The organism is Micromonospora sp. NBC_00362 (assembly GCF_026342155.1).
Taxonomy (GTDB): Bacteria; Actinomycetota; Actinomycetes; order Mycobacteriales; family Micromonosporaceae; genus Micromonospora; species Micromonospora hortensis.
The window spans coordinates 6,595,837-6,616,284 of sequence record NZ_JAPENH010000001.1 but is presented as its reverse complement, the minus strand read 5'-3'; the positions used below and the strand labels follow the sequence as shown (position 1 = coordinate 6,616,284).

Here is a 20,448-nt window from a genome sequence, read left to right as displayed (position 1 = left end):
TCGCGAACCGACGATGGCTCGGTGAACCCGCTGCGCGACCCGCAGGACCGCCGGTTGCCCCGGATCCCGGAGCCCTGCGCTCTGGTGATCTTCGGGGTGACCGGCGACCTGGCCCGCAAGAAGCTGCTCCCCGCGGTCTACGACCTGGCCAACCGAGGGCTGTTGCCGCCCGGCTTCGTGGTGCTCGGTTTCGCGCGCCGCGACTGGGGTGACGGCGACTTCGAGACGTTGGCCTGCGAGGCTGCCCGCAAGCACGCCCGCACCCCGTGGCGGGACGAGGTGTGGGCGCGGCTGGCCGGCAACATCAAGTTCGTCGGCGGGTCGTTCGACGACGACGCCGCCTTCGACACCCTCGCCTCCACGCTCGACGATCTGCGTCAGACCCACGGCATCACCGGCAACGCGGCGTTCTACTTCTCCATCCCGCCGGCCGCGTTCCCCGTCGTGCTCAAGCAGTTGGCCCGCACCGGGATGGCCGACAACGACAAGTCCGGCGGTTGGCGCCGGGTCGTCGTGGAGAAGCCGTTCGGTAACGACCTGCCCTCGGCGAAGGCGCTCAACGACCTCGTCGACGACGTGTTCACCCGGCAGGACGTCTTCCGGATCGACCACTACCTGGGCAAGGAGACAGTTCAGAACATCCTCGCCCTGCGGTTCGCCAACAACCTGTTCGAGCCGCTGTGGAACTCCAAGTACGTCGACTCGGTGCAGATCACCATGGCGGAGGACGTGGGCATCGGCACCCGCGCCGGCTTCTACGACACCGTCGGCACCGCCCGCGACGTGCTGCAGAACCACCTTCTCCAACTCCTCGCCCTGGTGGCGATGGAGGAGCCGACCAGCTTCGACGCCGACGAGATCCGGACCGAGAAGCTGAAGGTGCTCAAGGCCATCACCCTGCCAAAGGACGTCGCCCGGGACACCGTGCGCGGTCAGTACCTGCCGGGCTGGGTCGGCGGCGAACGCGCTGTCGGTTACCTGGACGAGCGGGACGTCCCCGCCGGCTCCACGACGGAGACGTACGTGGCGGTGCGGTTGGGCATCCAGAACCGCCGCTGGGCGGAGGTGCCGTTCTACATCCGGGCCGGCAAGCGGCTGCCCCGGCGGGTCACCGAGGTCGCCATCATGTTCAAGAAGGCGCCGCACCTGCCGTTCAACGACGCCGACATGGAGTCGCTGGGCAACAACCAGCTGGTCATCCGGGTGCAGCCGGACGAGGGGGTGGTGCTCAAGTTCGGCTCGAAGGTGCCGGGCACGACAATGGAGGTCCGCGACATCGCCATGGACTTCCAGTACGGCGAGGCGTTCACCGAATCCAGCCCCGAGGCGTACGAGCGTCTGGTGCTGGACGTGCTGATCGGCGACCGCACCCTCTTCCCGGACGCGGCCGAGGTCGAGCAGAGCTGGCAGGTGATCGACCCTCTGGAGCACGCCTGGGAGGGCACCACCCCGGAGCCGTACCGGGCCGGCGAGTGGGGCCCCCGGGCCTCCGACGAGATGCTGGCCCGTGAGGGCCGCGCCTGGAGACGAGCATGATCGGGCTGTGGGACACCACCGGCAATGAGGTGGTCAAGGCGCTCGCCGCCGAGCGGCGCAGCGCCGGCGGGGTGGCCAGCGGCATGGCGCTCACCCTCATCGTGGTCGTGGACGAGAAGCGGGTCCGGGAGGCGGAGGCCGCGGCGACGATCGCGGCCGCCGCGCACCCGTGCCGCCTCCTGGTGGTGGTCCGCTCGGAGATCGAGCGGGACCGCAACCGACTGGACGCGGAGATCGTGGTGGGTGGCCGGCTCGGCCCGTGCGAGGCGGTGGTCACCCGGATGTACGGCCGGTTGTCCCTGCACGCCGAGTCGGTAGTGATGCCGCTGCTCGTTCCCGACGTACCGGTTGTCACCTGGTGGCACGGCGAGCCACCGGCGGAGATCGCCACCGACTTCCTCGGGGTGGTGGCCGACCGGAGGATCACCGATTCCGCGCAGGCCGCCGACCCGGTGGAGGCGCTGCGGCAGCGTGCCCGGGACTACGCCCCGGGCGACACGGACCTGGCGTGGACCCGGATCACCCCGTGGCGCACCCTGGTCGCCGGGGCGTTCGACACCACCAGCGAGCGGGTCACCGAGGCGACCATCGTCGCGCCTCCCACCGACCCGACGGCGGCGCTGATGGCCGGTTGGTTGTCCAGCCGGCTCGGCATCACCCCACGCCGGGTGGACAGCGACGAGTTCCCTCGGATGCGGGAGGTGCAGCTCAGCTGCGCCAACGGCGACCAGCTGACGTTGACCCGCGAGGACAGCCTGGCCGTGTTCCGACGGACGGGCCAGGACGACCGGGCCCTGCCGCTGGTGCGCCGCCCACTCGGCGACGAGCTGGCCGAGGAGCTGCGCCGGCTCGACGCCGACCAGGTGTACGCGGAGGCGCTGGGCGCGACGGTCGGGCTGCGAGGGCTGGAGCAGCGCCCCCCGCAGCGGGTCCACGTCTGGAAGGATCCGGCCACCGCGCAGCGCGCCGAGGCCGGGGTGACCGCGCACGTCGGCACGAGCGGCGAGGGCTGAGCCCCCAGCCTGGGCACACCGTCGGGCAGGGCCGGTACGCACCGGCCCTGCCCCGCAATCTCCGGGGTTCTCGCCCCGACCACCTCGGGCACACCGCCCCGGGCACGACAGCGACCGCCTCGCGGTCCGGAAACGAAGGCGCAACCATGAGTGAGGCGAGTGTCGCCGTCCACGCCGACGCCGACCTGCTGGCGCAGGCCGTGGCGGCCCGGTTGCTGGTGAAGCTGCTCGACGCCCAGGCCGACCGGGGCGAAGCCTCGGTGGTGCTCACCGGAGGTCGGGTCGCCGCGGCCGTGTACCGGGCGGTGGCGACGCTGCCGGCCCGCGACGCGGTGGACTGGTCCCGGGTCGACGTGTGGTGGGGCGACGAACGGTTCCTGCCCGCCGGTGATCCCGACCGCAACGAGACGCAGGCCCGCGCCGCCCTGCTGGACGTGGTGCCACTGGATCCGGCCCGGGTGCACGCCATGCCGGCCTCGGACGGCCCGGCCGGCAACGACCCCGAGGCGGCGGCTGCCGCGTACACGGAGGAACTGGCCCGCGCCGCCCGGCCCGGGCACGCCACCCTGCCGCACTTCGACGTGCTGATGCTGGGCGTCGGCGAGGACGGCCACGTGGCCTCGGTCTTCCCCGAGCACCCGGTGGGTTACGAGACCCGGCCCGTGAGCGCGGTGCGGGGCAGCCCGAAACCGCCGCCGACGCGGACCACCCTCACCCTGCCGGCGATCAACACCGCCGAGGAGGTCTGGCTGGTGGCCGCCGGCGCCGACAAGGCTCGCGCGGTGGGTATGGCGTTGGCGGGCGCCGGGCCGGTGCAGTTGCCGGCGGCCGGCGTACACGGCGTGAACCGTACCCGCTGGCTGCTGGACCGGGCGGCCGCAGCCGACGTACCCGTCCGACTGCGTAGCCTGCGCTGAGCGCGGGGAGGAGCCCGCTACTCGCCGCGTCGACGGCGTAGTGCGGCGAGCGCCTCGGCGAGCAGGGCCTCCCCCTCCTCGGCGGTGCGCCGCTCCTTCACGTACGCCAGGTGGCTCTTGTACGGCTCGGCGCGGACCCGACCCGGCGGGTTCTGAGCGTCCCGACCGGCGGGTAGGCCACAGCGGGGGCAGTCCCACAGGGGTGGCGGTTCGACGTCCGCGGCGATCCGGATGTCGACCCGGTGGTCGTTACGGCACCAGTAGCTGACGTCCTGTCGGGGGGCGGGTTGGTGCCGCTCGTCCGGGCGCATCGGTGCGGACCCGACCCGGGCTCCCCGGATAACGTTGCCATTCGGCACGGCTGCTCGCTCCTGTCGTCGGAGGGGACCCGCCGTCTTCGGGGGTGGAGCGGCGGGCGACGCGGTGCAGCGGAGAAAAGCCTGCGCGCGGCCCGTCGAGTGACGAACCGCGCGCAGATTGTACGACTTACTGAGCCTGCTCAGGCGCCGCTGTTCATTTGGAGGCGCAGCCAGAGCCCGAGGCCGACGATGGCGGCGAACCAGACGACGCTCACCAGAACGGTGTAGCGGTCCAGGTTTTTCTCCGCGACCGAGGAGCCGGCAAGGCTGGAGCTGACGCCACCGCCGAACATGCTCGACAGACCGCCACCCTTGCCGCGGTGCAGCAGGATCAGCAGGGTGAGCAGAATGCTCGTGATGACCAGCAACACGATCAACGTGTATGCGAACCAGATCGGCATGGCTGGGGTCAGTTCCTCTCGTAGCGATCCTCGCCCGGTCTGATCGGGCACGGCGGCACCGACCGGCGGACGGGCGGTGTCAAGGATACCGAGCGATCAGCGGGCGAGGTGCTCCGGGAACCGGCAGATCTGAGCGAATTCCTCGGCATCCAGGCTGGCGCCCCCCACGAGGCCCCCGTCCACGTCCGGTTGGGCCATGATCGAGGCGATGTTGGACGCCTTGACCGAGCCGCCGTAGAGGACCCGAACCTGGTCGGCGGTCTCCTGGTCGAAGCGTTCCGCCAGTCGCTGACGCACCGCCCCGCAGACCTCCTGGGCGTCGTCCGGGGTCGCGGTCTTGCCCGTGCCGATCGCCCAGACCGGCTCGTACGCGATCACGACCTGCCGAACCTGCTCGGGGGTGAGCCCGGCCAGGCCCCCGTCGAGCTGGTCGGAGCAGTGCGCCACGTGGGTGCCCTGCTCGCGGACGTCCAGCCCCTCCCCCACGCACAGGATCGGCGTCAGGCCGTGCGTGAGCGCCGCCTTGACCTTGGCGTTGACCAGCGCGTCGTCCTCGTGGTGGTAGGCCCGCCGCTCGGAGTGCCCGACCACCACGTACGTGCAGCCGAGCTTGGCCAGCAGCGGCCCGGAGATGTCCCCGGTGTACGCGCCGGACGCGTGCGGGGAGAGGTCCTGGCCGCCGTAGCCGATGAGCAGTTTGTCCCCGTCCACAGCGGTCTGCACGGTGCGCAGGTCGGTGAAGGGCGGCAACACGACCGTCTCGACGTCGGTGAGCTGCTTCTCGGTGAGGCTCGCCGCCAGCTTCTGCACCAGCAGGTTGGCCTCGAGGTGGTTGAGGTTCATCTTCCAGTTGCCGGCCATCAGCGGCCGGCGGGTGGTGCTCGACATTCAGTTCTCCAGGGCCGCGATGCCGGGGAGGGTCTTGCCCTCGAGGTATTCCAGGGAGGCGCCACCGCCGGTGGAGATGTGCCCGAAGGACGACTCGTCCAGCCCCAGGGCACGGACGGCCGCCGCCGAGTCACCGCCGCCGACGACGCTGAACGCGTCGGCCTTGGTGATCGCCTCGGCGATCCCCCGGGTGCCCGCCGCGAAGGCGGGCATCTCGAACACGCCCATCGGGCCGTTCCAGAAGATCGTCTTCGCCTGGGACAGTGCGGCACTGAAGCCCGCCACCGTCTCCGGGCCGACATCCAGGCCGAGGCGGTGGCTCGGGATGCCGTCGACCCGCACCGTGTCGTGCGCCGCGTCCGGAGCGAACGCGTCCGCGACCACCACGTCGACCGGCAGCATGATCTTGCCGCCGGAACGCTCCAGCAGGTTGCGGCAGGTGTCGACCATGTCCTTCTCGAGCAGCGAGGTGCCCACCTCCAGGCCCTGGGCCTTGAGGAAGGTGAAGCACATCCCGCCGCCGATGAGCAGCCGGTCGACAGTGGGCAGCAGAGCCTCGATCACGGCGAGCTTGTCGGACACCTTCGACCCACCGAGCACCACCACGTACGGGCGCTCAGGGTCACCGGTGAGCTTGGAGAGCACCTCGACCTCACGCAGCACCAGCCGGCCCGCGACGTGTGGCAACCGGGCCGGCACGTCGAAGACACTGGCGTGCTTGCGGTGCACGGCACCGAACGCGTCGTCCACGTACGCGTCGCCGAACGCGGCGAGCTGGTCGGCGAAGGCACCCCGCTCGGCCTCGTCCTTGCTGGTCTCACCGGCGTTGAAACGCAGGTTCTCCAGAAGGGCGACCTGACCGTCGGCCAGGTCGGCGACCGTGGAGCGGGCGGAATCACCGACGGTGTCGGTGGCGAAGTGCACCGGCGCTCCGAGCAGCTCACCGAGCCGCCCGGCGACCGGGCCCAGGCTGAACTGCGGGTCCGGAGCGCCCTTCGGGCGGCCCAGGTGCGAGCAGACGACAACCTTCGCGCCGGCCTCGACCAGCGCGCCGAGAGTCGGCAGCACCGCGCGGATCCGGCCATCATCACTGATCGCACCGGTCTGCTTGTCGAGCGGGACGTTCAGGTCGGCGCGCACCAGCACGCGCCGACCCGACACCCCCTCGGCGAGCAGGTCGTCGAGGGTCCGGATGCTCACAGCGACGAACCGACCAGCTTGACGAGGTCGACGAGCCGGTTGGAGTAGCCCCACTCGTTGTCGTACCAGCCGACGACCTTGACCTGGTTGCCGACGACCTTGGTCAGCGGCGCGTCGAAGATGCACGACGCCGGGTCGGTCACGATGTCGCTGGACACGATCGGGTCCTCGTTGTAGACCAGGATGCCCTTGAGCGGGCCGTCCGCGGCGGCCTTCAGCGCGGCGTTGACCTCGTCCACGGTGGTCTCGCGACCCACGTTGACGGTGAGGTCGGTGACCGAGCCGGTCGGGATCGGCACCCGCAGGGCGTACCCGTCGAGCTTGCCCTTGAGGTCCGGCAGGACCAGGCCGATCGCCTTGGCGGCGCCGGTCGAGGTCGGCACGATGTTCAGCGCGGCGGCCCGGGCGCGACGCAGGTCCGAGTGCGGCGCGTCCTGGAGGTTCTGGTCCTGGGTGTACGCGTGGATCGTCGTCATCAGACCGTGCTGGATGCCGAACGTGTCGTGCAGGACCTTCGCCATCGGGGCGAGGCAGTTGGTGGTGCACGAGGCGTTGGAGATGATGGTGTGCTTCGCCGGGTCGTAGGTGTCGTGGTTGACACCCATGACGACGGTGACGTCCTCGTTCTTCGCCGGGGCGGAGATGATGACCTTCTTGGCCCCGCCGTCGACGTGCGCCTTGGCCTTGGTGGCGTCGGTGAAGAAGCCGGTCGACTCGATGACGACGTCGGCGCCGACCTCGCCCCACGGCAGCTTCGACGGGTCCTTCTCGGCGTACGCCTTGATGGTCTTGCCACCGACGGTGATCTCGTCGGCGGTGGCCTTGACCTCGTACGGCAGGCGGCCGAGGATGCTGTCGTACTTGAGCAGGTGGGCGAGCGTGGCGTTGTCGGTCAGGTCGTTCACCGCCACGACCTCGATGTCGGCGTCAGACGCCAGCACTGCCCGGAAGAAGTTACGGCCGATTCGGCCAAAGCCGTTGATGCCAACCCGGATGGTCACAGGTCCCATCTCCTCGCGTTCTGGTCCGCCGGCTTCAGACAACGGGCCGGCGGGAATGGTGTGCGCCGACCGTTGGAGCCGGCCGTCGACGGTTCATCTCGGCCACCCCGCCGCGCGGTCTGAGGACCTGACCGCCCGAGGCGGTGGGGCACGACGAGGAGTGCCGGTGTCGGCCCCCTTGCCGTACGCAGCGACCCTATCCGAGCGTGCGAGACCACGCTGCGCCGGGTAGTGCTCCCGGGCGCACCGTGCGGCCCCACCGTCCTATCAGACCACGAGCATGTCGGGCGTGACGGCTGCTTCCGTATCCGGGATGCCAAGGTCGCGGGCCCGCTTGTCGGCCAGCGCCAGGAGCCGGCGGATCCGCCCCGCGATGGCGTCCTTGGTCAGCGGGGGGTCGGCCAGGGCCCCCAACTCCTCCAGCGACGCCTGCCGGTGCTCCAGACGCAGCCGACCAGCGTCGGTCAGGTGGTTGGGCGCCTCGTCGGCGAGGATCTCCAGCGCACGGGTGACCCTGGCGGCAGCGGCGACCGCCGCCCGCGCCGACCGGCGCAGGTTGGCGTCGTCGAAGTTGGCGAGCCGGTTGGCGGTGGCCCGCACCTCGCGGCGTACCCGGCGCTCCTCCCAGGCCAGCACGCTGGAGTGCGCGCCGATCCGGGTGAGCAGCGCGGCGATCGCGTCACCGTCCTTGACGACCACCCGGTCCACCCCGCGTACCTCGCGGTTCTTCGCGGTGATGCCGATGCGGCGGGCCGCGCCGACCAGCGCCAACGCCGACTCCGGCCCCGGGCAGGTGATCTCCAGCGCGCTGGAGCGGCCCGGCTCGGTGAGCGAACCGTGGGCCATGAACGCGCCCCGCCACGCGGAGACCGCGCAGCAGACGTTGGCCGCCACCACGTGCGGGGGCAGCCCGCGCACCGGGCGACCCCGCACGTCGAGCAGGCCGGTCTGCCGCGCCAGGGCCTCGCCGTCCTTCACCACCCGCACGATGAAGTGGCTGCCCTTGCGCAGCCCACCGGAGGCCAGCACGTGGATCTCGCTGGGGTAGCCGTAGACCTCGGCGACCTCCCGGCGCAGCCGCCGGGCCACCGCCCCGGTGTCCAGTTCAGCCTCCACCACCACGCGGCCGGAAACGATGTGCAGCCCGCCAGCGAAGCGCAGCAGCGCGGCCATCTCCGCCCGCCGACAGCAGGGCTTGGGCACGTCGACCCGACTCAGCTCGTCCTTGACCGCGGCCGTCATCGCCATTGTGCGTCCCCTCACGGACCTGTTCCGGCGTGTCGCCGGAGATTACGTACGTGTCTAACGATCGGCACCCAGGACAGGCACCAGCGCGGCGCCCAGGGCAGCCGGATCATGGCGGGGAGTCCCGTCGACAACGGCGACGGGGGCGAGGACCAGGCGGGCACCCAGCGATTCTGCCGCACGTTCGACCGGTTCGGGGTCACCCACCGCCTTGGCATCGGCGAGCACAAGATCGACCTTGAGTTCGGGCAGGTACCAGTGCAGCGCCGCGAGATGATCGGCGACGGAGAGCCCGAGGGTCTCCTTCTCCGCGGCGAGGTTCAGCGTGACCAGCCGCCGGGCCGAGGTGGACACGATCGCGTCGGCCAACTGCGGCACCAGCAGGTGCGGAAGCACACTCGTGTACCAGCTGCCCGGCCCGAAGATCAACCAATCGGCCGCCCGAATCGCCTCGATGGCCTCGGCGCACGCCGGTGGGGCGCTCGGGGTGAGGCGCAACGACTCGACCCGGCCGGTGGTGACGGCCACCTGGTGCTGGCCACTGACAGTGCGCACCTCGTCGGGGGCGGCCGGGTCGGCACCGCGTACCCGCGCCTCGATGCCGACCGGTTGGCGGGACATCGGCAACACCCGGCCCACAGCGCCGAGCATGGCGCCGGCGTGCTCCAGCGCGGCCACCGGGTCGCCGAGCAGCTCCATGAGGCCGCAGAGCACCAGGTTGCCCACGGCGTGCCCGGTCAGACCGTCGGTGCCGGCCGACGCCCCGTCGGTGCCGCGCGGGGCCGCGCCGTCCCGGTCCGGGTCGCCGCCCGCCGCCGGGCCCGAGCCGGTCGCGCCGGGCCCGGGTACGCCCACCGGTACGGCGGCGAAGCGGTGCTGGAACAGCCCGGCGCTGCGCCGGGTGGCCGGGTGGTCCCCGGCCAACGCCACCAGCGCCTGGCGCAGATCTCCGGGCGGCAGGCCACCCCGCTCGGCCCGCAGCCGACCACTGGAACCACCGTCGTCACCCACCGTGACCACCGCGGTGATGTCGAGGTCGATTTCGGGAGCGCAGTGGCGCAGCGCACGCAACGAGGCGGACAGGCCGTGCCCGCCGCCGAACGCCACCACCCGCCGGGCCGTCATTCCCGCCCCAGGTCGCGGTGCTGGGCGTTCGCCGCCAACCCGGAGTGACGCAGTCGGCTGGCCAACTCCTCGGCGATGGCCACACTGCGGTGCTTGCCGCCGGTGCAGCCCACGGCGACGGTGAGGTACCGCTTGCCCTCCCGCTCGAAGCCGGTAGTGGTGGCGTTGACCAGGTCGGCGTACGAGGCGACGAAGGCGTCCGCGCCCTCCTGGCCCAGCACGTACGCGCTGACCGCCTCCTCCCGCCCGGTGTGCTCCCGCAGTTCCGGCACCCAGTACGGGTTGGGCAGGAAGCGGGCGTCCAACACGAAATCGGCGTCCGGCGGCAGGCCGTACTTGAAGCCGAACGACAACACCGTGACCCGCAGCCGGCGGGCGTCCTCGCCGCCGAACAGCTCCTCGATGCGGCGCCGGAGCTGGTTGACGTTCAGGTGGCTGGTGTCGATGATCACGTCGGCCTGGTCACGGGCCTCCTCCAGCAGGCCGCGCTCCACGGCGATGCCGTCGGCCAGCCGCCCGTCACCCTGCAACGGATGCGAACGCCGAACGCTCTCGAACCGCCGGATCAGCACCTCGTCGTCGGCGTCGACGAAGACCACCCGGGGCGAGAATCCGCGCTCCTTGAGCTCCCGGATCGCCCCGGCCAGGTCCGTGGAGAAGGCCCGCGACCGCACGTCCAGCACCATGGCGGTACGCCGGGCCGCGCCGCCCGCCTTGAACGCCAGCTCGGCCATGTCCAGCATCAGGGCCTGCGGCAGGTTGTCCACGACGTAGTAACCGACGTTCTCCAACGCCCTGGCCACAGTGCTGCGGCCACCCCCGGAGAGGCCGGTGACCACCACCAGGGTGGTCTCCGACTCAGCCGTCATCTGCTCGTCATCGGCATCCGGGCCGTCGATCCGGTCACCGGCTGTGCGCGCCTCGCTCACCCGTACCCCCAAGCCGTGGCGCCGCGGCCGCCCTCGGCCGCGATTGGTCAATCAGCGACTCTATCCCGCCGCCAGGTCGCGGCCCGGCACCCGTGGCCGGACGGCGACCGCGGACCGTTTCGAGGGTCGCCCTCCCGACAGCGCACACGCTTGATGACGATCAGTAATTGTCAATACGCTCAACGTGATCGTCGCAGGTCAGACCGACATCTGGAGGATGCGATGCACGACCTGGCGGACAAGAACAAGTACGTCGGCTTCCTGTTCATGCGAATCAGCCCCGAGTACTTCGCCCTCGGTCGCGAGGGCATCCACGAGATCTCCGCCGAGCACGCCCGCGACCTGGGCCGCTTCGCCAAACAGCTCACCCATGTCGTGTGCACCGGAGTGAACGGCAAGTACGACCAGGTCACCATGGTCGAGGCCGACACCCTCGAGGAGATCAACGCGGCGGCCACCGCCTTCCGCATGGGCAACAAGGCCCGCTACATCGAGATCGTCGACATCGTGGTCGGGATGAAGGCCCCGCCGCGCGGCCTGGCCAACAGGTCCCGCCAGCCCGGCTGACCGCCTCGCCCGTCCGGCCACCCGACCCGGGTGCGCCGGACGGGCGCTGTCGGCGTCGGCTCGTAGACTCCCCGGATGGCCTCTCCCACCGACCTGCGTACCGCCTCCGACGCCCTGGACGTGCTGGGCCGGGTCTTCGGCTACGACGCGTTCCGTGGTTTCCAGCAGGACGTGATCAACCATGTGGTCGCTGGCGGCGACGCGCTGGTGTTGATGCCCACCGGTGGCGGCAAGTCCCTGTGCTACCAGATCCCGGCCCTGGTCCGTGACGGGGTCGCCGTCGTCGTGTCCCCGCTGATCGCGCTCATGCAGGACCAGGTGGACGCCCTCACAGCGGTCGGCGTCCGCGCCGGGTTCCTCAACTCGACCCAGACCCTGGACGCCCGGCGGCGGGTGGAGGCCGCCTTCGTCGCCGGCGAACTGGACCTGCTCTACCTGGCCCCGGAGGCGCTCGGCGTCCGATCCACCCTCGCCCTGCTCGACCGGGGCCGCATCTCCCTCTTCGCGATCGACGAGGCGCACTGCGTGTCCCAGTGGGGGCACGACTTCCGCCCCGACTATCTCGCGCTCTCGATGCTGCACGAACGCTGGCCGCAGGTGCCCCGCATCGCCCTGACCGCCACCGCGACCAGCGCCACCCGCACCGAGATCGCGACCCGGCTCAAACTCGACGACGCCCGGCACTTCGTGGCCAGCTTCGACCGGCCCAACATCCAGTACCGGATCGTGCCCAAACGGGAGCCCCGCAAGCAGTTGCTGACCCTGCTGCGCGACGAGCACCCCGGCGACGCCGGCATCGTCTACTGCCTGTCCCGGGCCTCGGTCGACAAGACCGCGGAGTTCCTCACCGCCAACGGGGTCGCCGCGCTGCCGTACCACGCGGGGCTGGACGCGGGCACCCGCGCCCGCAACCAGCAGCGCTTCCTGCGCGAGGACGGCCTGGTCATGGTGGCCACCATCGCCTTCGGCATGGGCATCGACAAGCCCGACGTGCGGTTCGTCGCCCATCTCGACCTGCCCAAGTCCGTCGAGGGCTACTACCAGGAGACCGGCCGCGCCGGCCGGGACGGCCTGCCGTCCACCGCCTGGCTGGCGTACGGGCTCCAGGACGTCGTCCAGCAACGCAAGATGATCGAGACGTCCGACGGCGACCTCGCCCACCGCCGCAACCTGGCCGCGCACCTGGACGCGATGCTCGCCCTCTGCGAGACGGTGCGCTGCCGGCGGGTCCAACTGCTCGAATACTTCGGCGAGACGACCACGGCCGCCTGCGGCAACTGCGACACCTGCCTCACCCCACCGGAGTCCTGGGACGGCACCGTAGCCGCCCAGAAGTTGCTCTCCGCCGTCTTCCGCCTCGACCGCGAACGCAACCAGCGCTTCGGCGCCGGGCACTGCGTCGACATCCTGCTCGGCAAGCAGACCGACAAGATCAGTCAGTACGGTCACGACTCGCTGACCGTCTTCGGCATCGGCTCCGAGCTCAGCGAGGCCGAGTGGCGGGGCGTGGTCCGGCAACTGCTCGCCGAAGGGCTCCTCGCCGTGGAGGGCGACTACGGCACGCTGGCGCTGACCGAGGCGAGCGCCGACGTCCTCGCCCGCCGCCGCACGGTCACCATGCGCCGCGAGCCGGAGAAGCCGGCATCGAGCCGATCATCGAAGCCGCGCGGCGCGTCCACCGTCGTGGCCGAGCTGACCCCGGCCGCCGCGTCGCTGTTCGAGCGGCTGCGAGCCTGGCGCGCGACCACCGCCAAGGAGCAGGGCGTCCCGGCGTACGTCATCTTCCACGACGCCACGCTGCGACAGATCGCCAGCGACGCGCCCAGCACACTGGCCGACCTGTCCCGGGTCAGCGGGGTCGGCGAGAACAAACTCGCCAAGTACGGCGAGCAGATCCTGACCGTCCTCGCCACCGACTGAGCTCACGCCGAAGGGCCGGACCCTGGTGGGGGTCCGGCCCTTCGGTCATGTGCTGGGGGTGGTGTGGGGGTCAGCTGGTGGCGTAGCCGCGGGTGGCGATCCAGTCGGCGAGGTGCTCGACGCTGATCTGGTAGGCGGCCTGGTTGGGGTCGGCGGAGTCGGCGATCGTGACGGTGTTGCCGTTGTCGCGGTAGCCGACGACGCTGATGTAGTGCCCGCCCTCGTAGGAGTGGGTGACACCGTCGGTGTCGGTGCTGGTTCCGGCGATGTTCGCGACCACGGCCCGGCCGTCGTCAACGGTCTTGACGATGTCGGCGCGCAGCTTGTCGGTCTGCTTCGCGTCAGCATCCGGGGTGCTGATCTCCACCGACCGGTAGGCGTCAGCCTTGCCGGTTTCCTTGTTCAGGACGGGGGTGATGTCGTTGATGGAGTTGGTGCCGGCCTCGGTGGTGCCCATCTCCTTGGCCATGTCGTCGACGTTGATGTTCTTACCCTGAACACTCAGGGCGTTACGGGTCGCGGCGGGCCCGCAGTAGTAGAAGTTCGGCTGGGCTTCGTAGCGCACACCGAGTTCCCGCTCGCCGTGGCCCTTACGGTCGGTCTGGGTCTGCGTGGCCGGCTTGCCGCTGGTGGGTGCGGCGAACGCGGTGGTGACGGGGCCGGCGATGGCGCCTCCGGTGAAGGCGAGGCCGGCGGCGGTGAGGGCGGTCTTACGGATCAGATCGGTACGCATGATGGCGTGCTCCTCTGCATCGGGGGTGTGCCCGCACGACACTCACCGGGGGGTGGTGCGTGCGGGGGAAGTTCGAGGGGTTCTGCCCGGTGACCCGCAACAGGGGGTCGGCGTCGGGACAGGGTGTAACCATCCGCGGTGGCAGGCCATTCCGCCTACCCGCCGGGAGTCGGCCGTGGTGGTGCTCGGCCGTGCGGGGGATGTAACCGAGGCGGCCTGGCGGGTGTTCCCGGCAGGGCCGGCACGCGCCGTGACCTGGACTGTTGCGGTGGTCTGCCAGGTATAACGACCCCGGCCGGCCCACGATTCCGCCGCCGGGGCGGCTCCGACCACCCGACACTTCACACCAAACCCGACATCAGACCCACCCCCGCCCAGCCGGCCAACCGGACATGTCGGCCAGGGTGACCTGATCGACTCGGGTTCACGGAAATCGCGGTTTCCTGATGCCGGGATACCCCGACATCAGGAAACCCGAGTGGACCAAGCCGGTCTACTCCGTGAGCACCCGAGCCGACCCATCCCGGCACGACCCACCCCGGCCCGGCCCGGCCAAGATCGCGCTCGATCCAGGAAACAGTGCCTTCCCCATGCCAACGAGGCCACTACAACAAGGATCGAGCACGATCATGCGGGGTCGCGACCACCCGACGAGGGCGAGCGCGAGCCGCGCTCAGGTGCTGGGCTTCGCCTCTGTGCCGTCGCCGACCTTCGTGTCCTCGTCCAGGGCGGCGAGGATCGCCTCGGCGGTGCGCCGTCCCACCCCCGGCACCTCGGTGATCTCTTCGACCGTTGCGGCCGAGAGTCGCTTGAGCGAGCCGAAGTGCCGCAGTAGCGCCTTGCGACGCACCTCGCCCAGGCCGGGTACGTGGTCCAGCGCCGACTCGGTCATCCGCTTGGAGCGGCGCTGCCGATGGAAGGTGATGGCGAACCGGTGGGCCTCGTCACGCACCCGTTGCAGCAGGTAGAGCCCTTCCGAGGTGCGCGGGAGGATGACCGGGAACTCGTCGTCCGGGAGCCACACCTCCTCCAGCCGCTTGGCCAGCCCGCACAGGGCCACGTCGTCGATGCCCAGGTCGGCGAGGGCCTGCGCGGCCGCCGCGACCTGGGGGGCGCCGCCGTCGACGACCACCAACTGCGGCGGGTACGCGAATTTTCGGGGCCGGCCGGTGGTCGGGTCGATCAGGACGCCGACCTGGGGCTCCACCGCGTCCTGGGGGGCGGCCGAGTCGTCGGCCGACTCCACGCCCACCTCGCCCGTCTCGGCCCTCGCGTCCAGGTAGCGGGCGAAGCGGCGACGCAGCACCTCGGACATCGCGGAGAGGTCGTCGGTGGCGCCCCGGACGATGAACCGCCGGTACTCGCTCTTGCGGGGCAACCCGTCCTCGAAGACCACCATGCTGGCGACCACGTCGGTGCCCTGGATCTGGGAGATGTCGAAACACTCGATGCGCAGCGGCGACGTGCTCATGCCGAGCGCCTCGCTGATCTCGTCCAGTGCCTTGCCCCGGGTGGTCAGGTCACCGGAGCGCTTGAGCTTGTGCCGGGCCAGCGCGTCCTTGGCGTTGCGCTCCACCGTCTCCATCAGTGAGCGTTTGTCGCCCCGCTGCGGCACCCGCAGCGACACCCGGCTGCCGCGGTGGTTGGAGAGCCACTCGGCCAGCGCGTCGGCGTCCGCGGGTAGCTCGGGGACCAGCAGTTCCCGAGGAACGTCGGCCTCGCCGTGCTCGCCGCCGTACACCTGGGTGCAGAAGTGGTGCACCAGGTCCCCGGTGGTCAGATCCTCGGTCTTCTCCACCACCCAACCGCGCTGGCCGCGGACCCGGCCGTCGCGGACGTGGAAGACCTGGACAGCCGCCTCGAGCGGGTCGTCGGCGAACGCGACGACGTCCGCGTCGGTGCCGTCGCCGAGCACCACTGTCTGCTTCTCCATGGCCCGGCGCAGCGCGGCCACGTCGTCGCGCAGCCGGGCGGCCCGCTCGAACTCCAGCTGCTCGCTCGCCTCGGTCATCTCACGTTCGATCTTGCGGACCATGGTGTCGGTGCGCCCGGCCATGAAGTCGCAGAACCCGTCGACGATGGCCCGGTGTTCGTCGGCGGAGACGGTGCCGACGCACGGCGCCGAGCACTTGCCGATGTAGCCCAGCAGGCAGGGACGACCGACCTGACCGGCCCGCTTGAACACCCCGGCGGAGCACGTCCGCGCGGGGAAGACCCGCAGCAGCAGGTCGAGGGTCTCCCGGATGGCCCAGGCATGCGAATAGGGACCGAAGTAACGCACGCCCTTGCGCTTGGCGCCGCGCATCACCTGCAGCCGGGGGTACTCCTCGTCGAGGGTGACGGCGAGATAGGGGTACGACTTGTCGTCGCGGTAGCGGACGTTGAACCGCGGGTCGTACTGCTTGATCCAGGTGAACTCCTGCTGGAGCGCCTCGACCTCGGTGCCAACGGTGATCCAGTCCACCGACTCGGCGGTGGTGACCATCTGCCGGGTGCGCTCGTGCAGGTTCCAGACGTCGCCGAAGTAGGAGTTGAGCCGGCTGCGCAGATTTCGCGCCTTGCCGACGTAGATCACCCGGCCGGTGCCGTCGCGAAAGCGGTAGACCCCCGGTAGCTCCGGGATGGTGCCGGGTGCGGGGCGGTAGGTCGAGGGGTCAGCCACGCCAACAAGCCTAGTCCGCAGCACCGACAGCCCACCGCGAGCGTGATCCACTCGGCGTCCCGGCAGTCGGGGTGTCGGCACACCGCTGACACCCCGACGTGCCGAAACGCGAGCCGAGCCTGCGACGCCGGGCCGCCGACCGGCCGGTCAGCGTGCGGCCGGTCAGCCCGCCGGCCCCGCGTCGGATCAGGCCAGCGAGATCTGGTCGCCGGTGACCTTGATTTCCTTCGGCGGCAGCGGCTTGGTGGCCGGGCCGGCCTTCACCGAGCCGTCCTCGATCGAGAACTTGCTGCCGTGGCAGGTGCAGTTGATGGTGCCGCCGTCGACGTTCGTCACCGGGCAGTTCTGGTGCGTACAGATCGGGCTGAAGCCCTTGAACTGGCCTGCCGCGGGCTGGGTGATGACCACACCTTCGGCGGCGAGGACCTTGCCGCCCCCGACCGGGATGTCGGCGGTGGTGGCCAACGACTGGGCGTTCTGCCGGTCGCCGCCGCCGGCGTCACCGGTGCTGGGTACCGCCGGGCCGCCACTGGTGGGTGCGTCACTGCCGCTGCCGCCGTCGTCGCTGCCGCAGGCGGCCAGGACGACGGCCGCGCCGACCGCCCCGACGCCGGTGAGCAGGGTACGACGGGTCTGCACACCCGGACCGGTCAGCGCCTGATCGTCACTCATGCCTCGCCTCTCTCTAGCCCGCTGCCGGTCGAAAGCCGGCCACACTTCTCCACACGGGCAACTGTGCCGGATGGTTCATCGCGCGACTCGTCCGACCCGGCAAATGGGGCGGGGCGGGTCGTCAACCGACCCGCCCCGCCCCGCGAACACGCACCGAAAGGTCAACGCGCGGCGGCCGGCACCTTACGGCTGGTCCGCGCCTTGGTCACGCCGTTGGCCTTGGCGGCCCGGGTGGTGGCGGCAGCCGCACCCTTGGCCTTGCCGTCGAGCTTGAGCACCTGGCGCAGGAACTCGCCGGTGTGGCTCTCGGCCACCTCGGCGACCTCCTCGGGGGTGCCGGTGGCGAGCACTGTGCCGCCACGGTGGCCACCCTCGGGACCCATGTCGATCAGCCAGTCCGCGGTCTTGATCACGTCGAGGTTGTGCTCGATCGTGATCACCGTGTTGCCCTTGTCGACAAGCCCTTCCAGCACCATCAGCAGCTTGCGGATGTCCTCGAAGTGCAGACCGGTGGTCGGCTCGTCGAGCACGTAGACCGTCCGCCCGGTGGAGCGCTTCTGCAACTCGGAGGCGAGCTTGACCCGCTGCGCCTCACCACCGGAGAGGGTCGGCGCGGGCTGGCCGAGGCGGACGTAGCCCAGGCCGACGTCGACAAGGGTCTTCAGGTGCCGGTGGATGGCCGGGATGGCGGAGAAGAACTCCGCGGCCTCCTCGATCGGCATCTCCAGCACGTCCGAGACGGTCTTGCCCTTGTAGTGCACCTCCAGGGTCTCCCGGTTGTACCGGGCGCCCTTGCAGACCTCGCAGGGGACGTACACGTCGGGCAGGAAGTTCATCTCGATCTTGATGGTGCCGTCACCCGAGCACGCCTCGCAGCGCCCGCCCTTGACGTTGAAGGAGAACCGACCCGGGCCGTACCCGCGCACCTTCGCCTCGGTGGTCTCGGCGAAGAGCTTGCGGACGTGGTCCCAGACGCCGGTGTAGGTGGCCGGGTTGGAGCGCGGTGTGCGGCCGATCGGCGACTGGTCCACGCCGACGACCTTGTCCACGTGCTCCAGCCCGGAGACACGGGTGTGCCGGCCGGGCACCAGCCGGGCGCCGTTGATCTGGTTGGCCAGCACCGCGTACAGGATGTCGTTGACCAGCGTCGACTTGCCCGAGCCGCTGACCCCGGTGACCGCGATCAGCTGGCCCAGCGGGAACGAGACGGTCAGGTTGCGCAGGTTGTGCTCCCGCGCGCCGTGCACCACCAGCTCGCGGGCCGGGTCCTGTGGGCGGCGGCCCGTCGGCGTCGGGATCGACCGCCGACCGGACAGGTACGCGCCGGTGATCGACTCCTTGTTCTTCAGCAACGCCGGCACCGAGCCGCTGTGCACGATCTTGCCGCCGTGCTCACCCGCGCCCGGCCCGATGTCGACGATCCAGTCGGCGGTGCGGATGGTGTCCTCGTCGTGCTCCACCACGATCAGGGTGTTGCCGAGCCCACGCAGCCGGATCAGGGTCTCGATCAGTCGGTGGTTGTCGCGCTGGTGCAGCCCGATCGACGGCTCGTCGAGCACGTAGAGCACGCCCACCAGGCCGGAGCCGATCTGGGTGGCCAGCCGGATGCGTTGTGCCTCGCCGCCGGAGAGCGTGCCGGCCGGGCGGTCCAGGGAGAGGTAGTCCAGGCCGACGTCGAGCAGGAACCGCAGCCGGGCGTTGATCTCCTTGAGGACCCGCTCGGCGATCATCTTCTGCCGGTCGGTCAGCTCGATGCCGGCGAGCAGGTCGGCGCACTCCCCCACGGACAGGTTGCAGACCTCGGCGATGCTCTTGCCGGCCAGCGTGACCGCGAGCACCTCGGGCTTGAGCCGGGCACCGCCGCACGCCGCGCACGGCACGTCGCGCATGTAGCCCTCGTACTTGTCGCGGGACCACTCGGACTCGGTGTCGGAGTGCCGGCGCTCGATCCACTGCACCACGCCCTCGAAGCCGGTGTAGTAGGAACGCTCACGGCCGTACTTGTTGCGGTAGCGCACGTGCACCTGATCGTCGGAGCCGTGCAGGATCGTCTTCTGCGCCCGCGCTGGCAACGCCCGCCACGGGGTGTCGATGTCGAAGTGCTGGGCCTCGCCGAGCGCCTCCAGCAGGCGCAGGAAGTATTCCAGGTTGTGCCCTGTGGACCAGGGCTGGATGGCGCCCTCGCGCAGGCTGCGCTCCGGGTCGGGGACCAGCAGCTCCGGGTCGACCTCCTTCTTCGTGCCCAGGCCGGTGCACTCCGGGCAGGCGCCGTAGGGCGCGTTGAAGGAGAACACCCGAGGCTCGAGATCCTCGATGGCGAGCGGGTGGTCGTTGGGGCAGGCCAGGTGCTCGGAGTAGCGGCGCTCGCGGTCCGGGTCGTCCTCGGGAAGGTCGACGAAATCGAGCAGGACCAAGCCGCTGGACAGACCCAGGGCGGCCTCGACCGAGTCGGTCAACCGCTGCTTGGCGCTCGGCTTGACGGTGAGCCGGTCGATCACCACCTCGATGGTGTGCTTCTCCTGCTTCTTGAGCTTCGGCGGCTCGGTCAGCGGGTGCACCACGCCGTCGACCCGGGCCCGGGCGTAGCCCTTGGCCTGGAGCTCGGCGAAGAGGTCGACATATTCGCCCTTGCGGCCACGGATCACCGGGGCGAGCACCATGAACTTGGTGCCCTCGGCCATGGCGAGGACCCGGTCGACGATCTGCTGCGGGCTCTGCCGGGAGATGCGCTCACCACAGACCGGGCAGTGCGGCTCACCGATGCGGGCGTAGAGCAGACGCAGGTAGTCGTAGACCTCGGTGATGGTGCCGACGGTCGAGCGCGGGTTACGCGAGGTGGATTTCTGGTCGATCGAGACGGCCGGGCTCAGGCCCTCGATGAAGTCGACGTCTGGCTTGTCCATCTGACCGAGGAACTGCCGGGCGTACGACGAGAGCGACTCGACGTAGCGGCGCTGCCCCTCGGCGAAGATCGTGTCGAAGGCCAGGCTCGACTTGCCCGACCCGGACAGCCCGGTGAACACGATGAGTGCGTCCCGGGGCAGGTCGAGACTGACGTCACGCAGGTTGTGCTCGCGCGCGCCACGGATGATCAGTCGGTCGGCCACTGTGCGTGTACTCCCGGAAGAAGATGAAGCGAAGGATCTGTCCCGCTCTGGGTGGTCTTGAGCGGTCGTGCGGGCGCGGAAAACACGCCTCGGCAACTCTAGCCCCGAGGTATGACAGTTTCCCTCGCCCGCACATTCCCCCAGCTCAGCCCGGTCGGCCGCGCCGCCCATAC

At 70.6% G+C, this 20,448-nt stretch carries 17 protein-coding genes; 5 read left to right on the top strand and 12 right to left on the bottom strand.

What is annotated here, in order from left to right; all coding sequences use genetic code 11:
• Positions 1-21 precede the first annotated feature (21 nt).
• The 3 genes from zwf (at position 22) to pgl (ending at position 3,466) form a co-directional block, all read left to right on the top strand.
• Positions 22-1,536, top strand: a complete 1,515-nt coding sequence (zwf, locus tag OG992_RS30595; RefSeq protein WP_238685515.1) for a glucose-6-phosphate dehydrogenase — start codon at positions 22-24, stop codon at positions 1,534-1,536.
• On the top strand, positions 1,533-2,549 hold the full coding sequence (locus OG992_RS30590; RefSeq protein ID WP_266304951.1) for a glucose-6-phosphate dehydrogenase assembly protein OpcA: 1,017 nt from the start codon (positions 1,533-1,535) through the stop codon (positions 2,547-2,549). The genes zwf and OG992_RS30590 overlap by 4 nt, the downstream gene beginning before the upstream one ends.
• 146 nt (positions 2,550-2,695) lie before the next feature.
• Positions 2,696-3,466, top strand: a complete 771-nt coding sequence (gene pgl, locus OG992_RS30585; protein ID WP_238685517.1) for a 6-phosphogluconolactonase — start codon at positions 2,696-2,698, stop codon at positions 3,464-3,466.
• Between the two features lie 17 nt (positions 3,467-3,483).
• Here pgl and OG992_RS30580 read toward each other — a convergent pair whose 3' ends face one another.
• The 8 genes from OG992_RS30580 to rapZ all read right to left on the bottom strand — a co-directional run bounded on the left by OG992_RS30580 (position 3,484) and on the right by rapZ (position 10,554).
• Positions 3,484-3,825, bottom strand: a complete 342-nt coding sequence (locus tag OG992_RS30580; protein ID WP_091403668.1) for an RNA polymerase-binding protein RbpA — start codon at positions 3,823-3,825, stop codon at positions 3,484-3,486.
• A 140-nt stretch (positions 3,826-3,965) separates the two neighbouring features.
• Positions 3,966-4,226 carry a preprotein translocase subunit SecG gene (gene secG / locus OG992_RS30575; RefSeq protein ID WP_030337344.1) on the bottom strand — a complete coding sequence of 87 codons (261 nt, stop codon included), beginning with the start codon at positions 4,224-4,226 and terminating at the stop codon, positions 3,966-3,968.
• Positions 4,227-4,322: 96 nt separating this feature from the next.
• On the bottom strand, positions 4,323-5,114 hold the full coding sequence (tpiA, locus tag OG992_RS30570) for a triose-phosphate isomerase (protein WP_238685518.1): 792 nt from the start codon (positions 5,112-5,114) through the stop codon (positions 4,323-4,325).
• Positions 5,115-6,314, bottom strand: a complete 1,200-nt coding sequence (gene pgk / locus OG992_RS30565; RefSeq protein WP_238685519.1) for a phosphoglycerate kinase — start codon at positions 6,312-6,314, stop codon at positions 5,115-5,117.
• Positions 6,311-7,315, bottom strand: a complete 1,005-nt coding sequence (gap, locus tag OG992_RS30560) for a type I glyceraldehyde-3-phosphate dehydrogenase (protein ID WP_238649250.1) — start codon at positions 7,313-7,315, stop codon at positions 6,311-6,313. Before gap ends, pgk begins: the two co-directional genes overlap by 4 nt.
• A 267-nt stretch (positions 7,316-7,582) precedes the next feature.
• Positions 7,583-8,563, bottom strand: coding sequence for a DNA-binding protein WhiA (gene whiA / locus OG992_RS30555; protein WP_210785006.1), 981 nt, complete (start codon positions 8,561-8,563; stop codon positions 7,583-7,585).
• 54 nt (positions 8,564-8,617) lie between these two features.
• Complete coding sequence (locus OG992_RS30550; protein ID WP_238685520.1) at positions 8,618-9,685, bottom strand: 2-phospho-L-lactate transferase CofD family protein; 1,068 nt, start codon at positions 9,683-9,685, stop codon at positions 8,618-8,620.
• Positions 9,682-10,554 (bottom strand): RNase adapter RapZ, encoded by an 873-nt coding sequence (gene rapZ, locus OG992_RS30545; RefSeq protein ID WP_238685551.1) that lies wholly within the window; start codon positions 10,552-10,554, stop codon positions 9,682-9,684. Before rapZ ends, OG992_RS30550 begins: the two co-directional genes overlap by 4 nt.
• 282 nt (positions 10,555-10,836) lie before the next feature.
• Here rapZ and OG992_RS30540 point away from each other — a divergent pair, with 282 nt between their 5' ends.
• On the top strand, positions 10,837-11,181 hold the full coding sequence (locus OG992_RS30540; RefSeq protein WP_266304950.1) for a hypothetical protein: 345 nt from the start codon (positions 10,837-10,839) through the stop codon (positions 11,179-11,181).
• Between the two features lie 75 nt (positions 11,182-11,256).
• The gene (gene recQ / locus OG992_RS30535; protein WP_266304949.1) at positions 11,257-13,101 is read left to right on the top strand and encodes a DNA helicase RecQ; all 1,845 of its coding nucleotides are present in this window, start codon (positions 11,257-11,259) and stop codon (positions 13,099-13,101) included.
• Between the two features lie 70 nt (positions 13,102-13,171).
• Here recQ and OG992_RS30530 read toward each other — a convergent pair whose 3' ends face one another.
• The 4 genes from OG992_RS30530 to uvrA form a co-directional block, all read right to left on the bottom strand.
• Positions 13,172-13,834: a C39 family peptidase gene (locus tag OG992_RS30530; RefSeq protein ID WP_266304948.1), complete on the bottom strand. Its 663-nt coding sequence runs from the start codon at positions 13,832-13,834 to the stop codon at positions 13,172-13,174.
• 673 nt (positions 13,835-14,507) lie between these two features.
• Positions 14,508-16,496, bottom strand: coding sequence for an excinuclease ABC subunit UvrC (gene uvrC, locus OG992_RS30525; RefSeq protein ID WP_238685523.1), 1,989 nt, complete (start codon positions 16,494-16,496; stop codon positions 14,508-14,510).
• A 186-nt stretch (positions 16,497-16,682) separates the two neighbouring features.
• Complete coding sequence (locus tag OG992_RS30520) at positions 16,683-17,168, bottom strand: Rieske (2Fe-2S) protein (RefSeq protein ID WP_238685524.1); 486 nt, start codon at positions 17,166-17,168, stop codon at positions 16,683-16,685.
• 161 nt (positions 17,169-17,329) lie between these two features.
• Positions 17,330-20,275 (bottom strand): excinuclease ABC subunit UvrA, encoded by a 2,946-nt coding sequence (uvrA, locus tag OG992_RS30515; RefSeq protein WP_238685525.1) that lies wholly within the window; start codon positions 20,273-20,275, stop codon positions 17,330-17,332.
• Between the last annotated feature and the right edge of the window lie 173 nt (positions 20,276-20,448).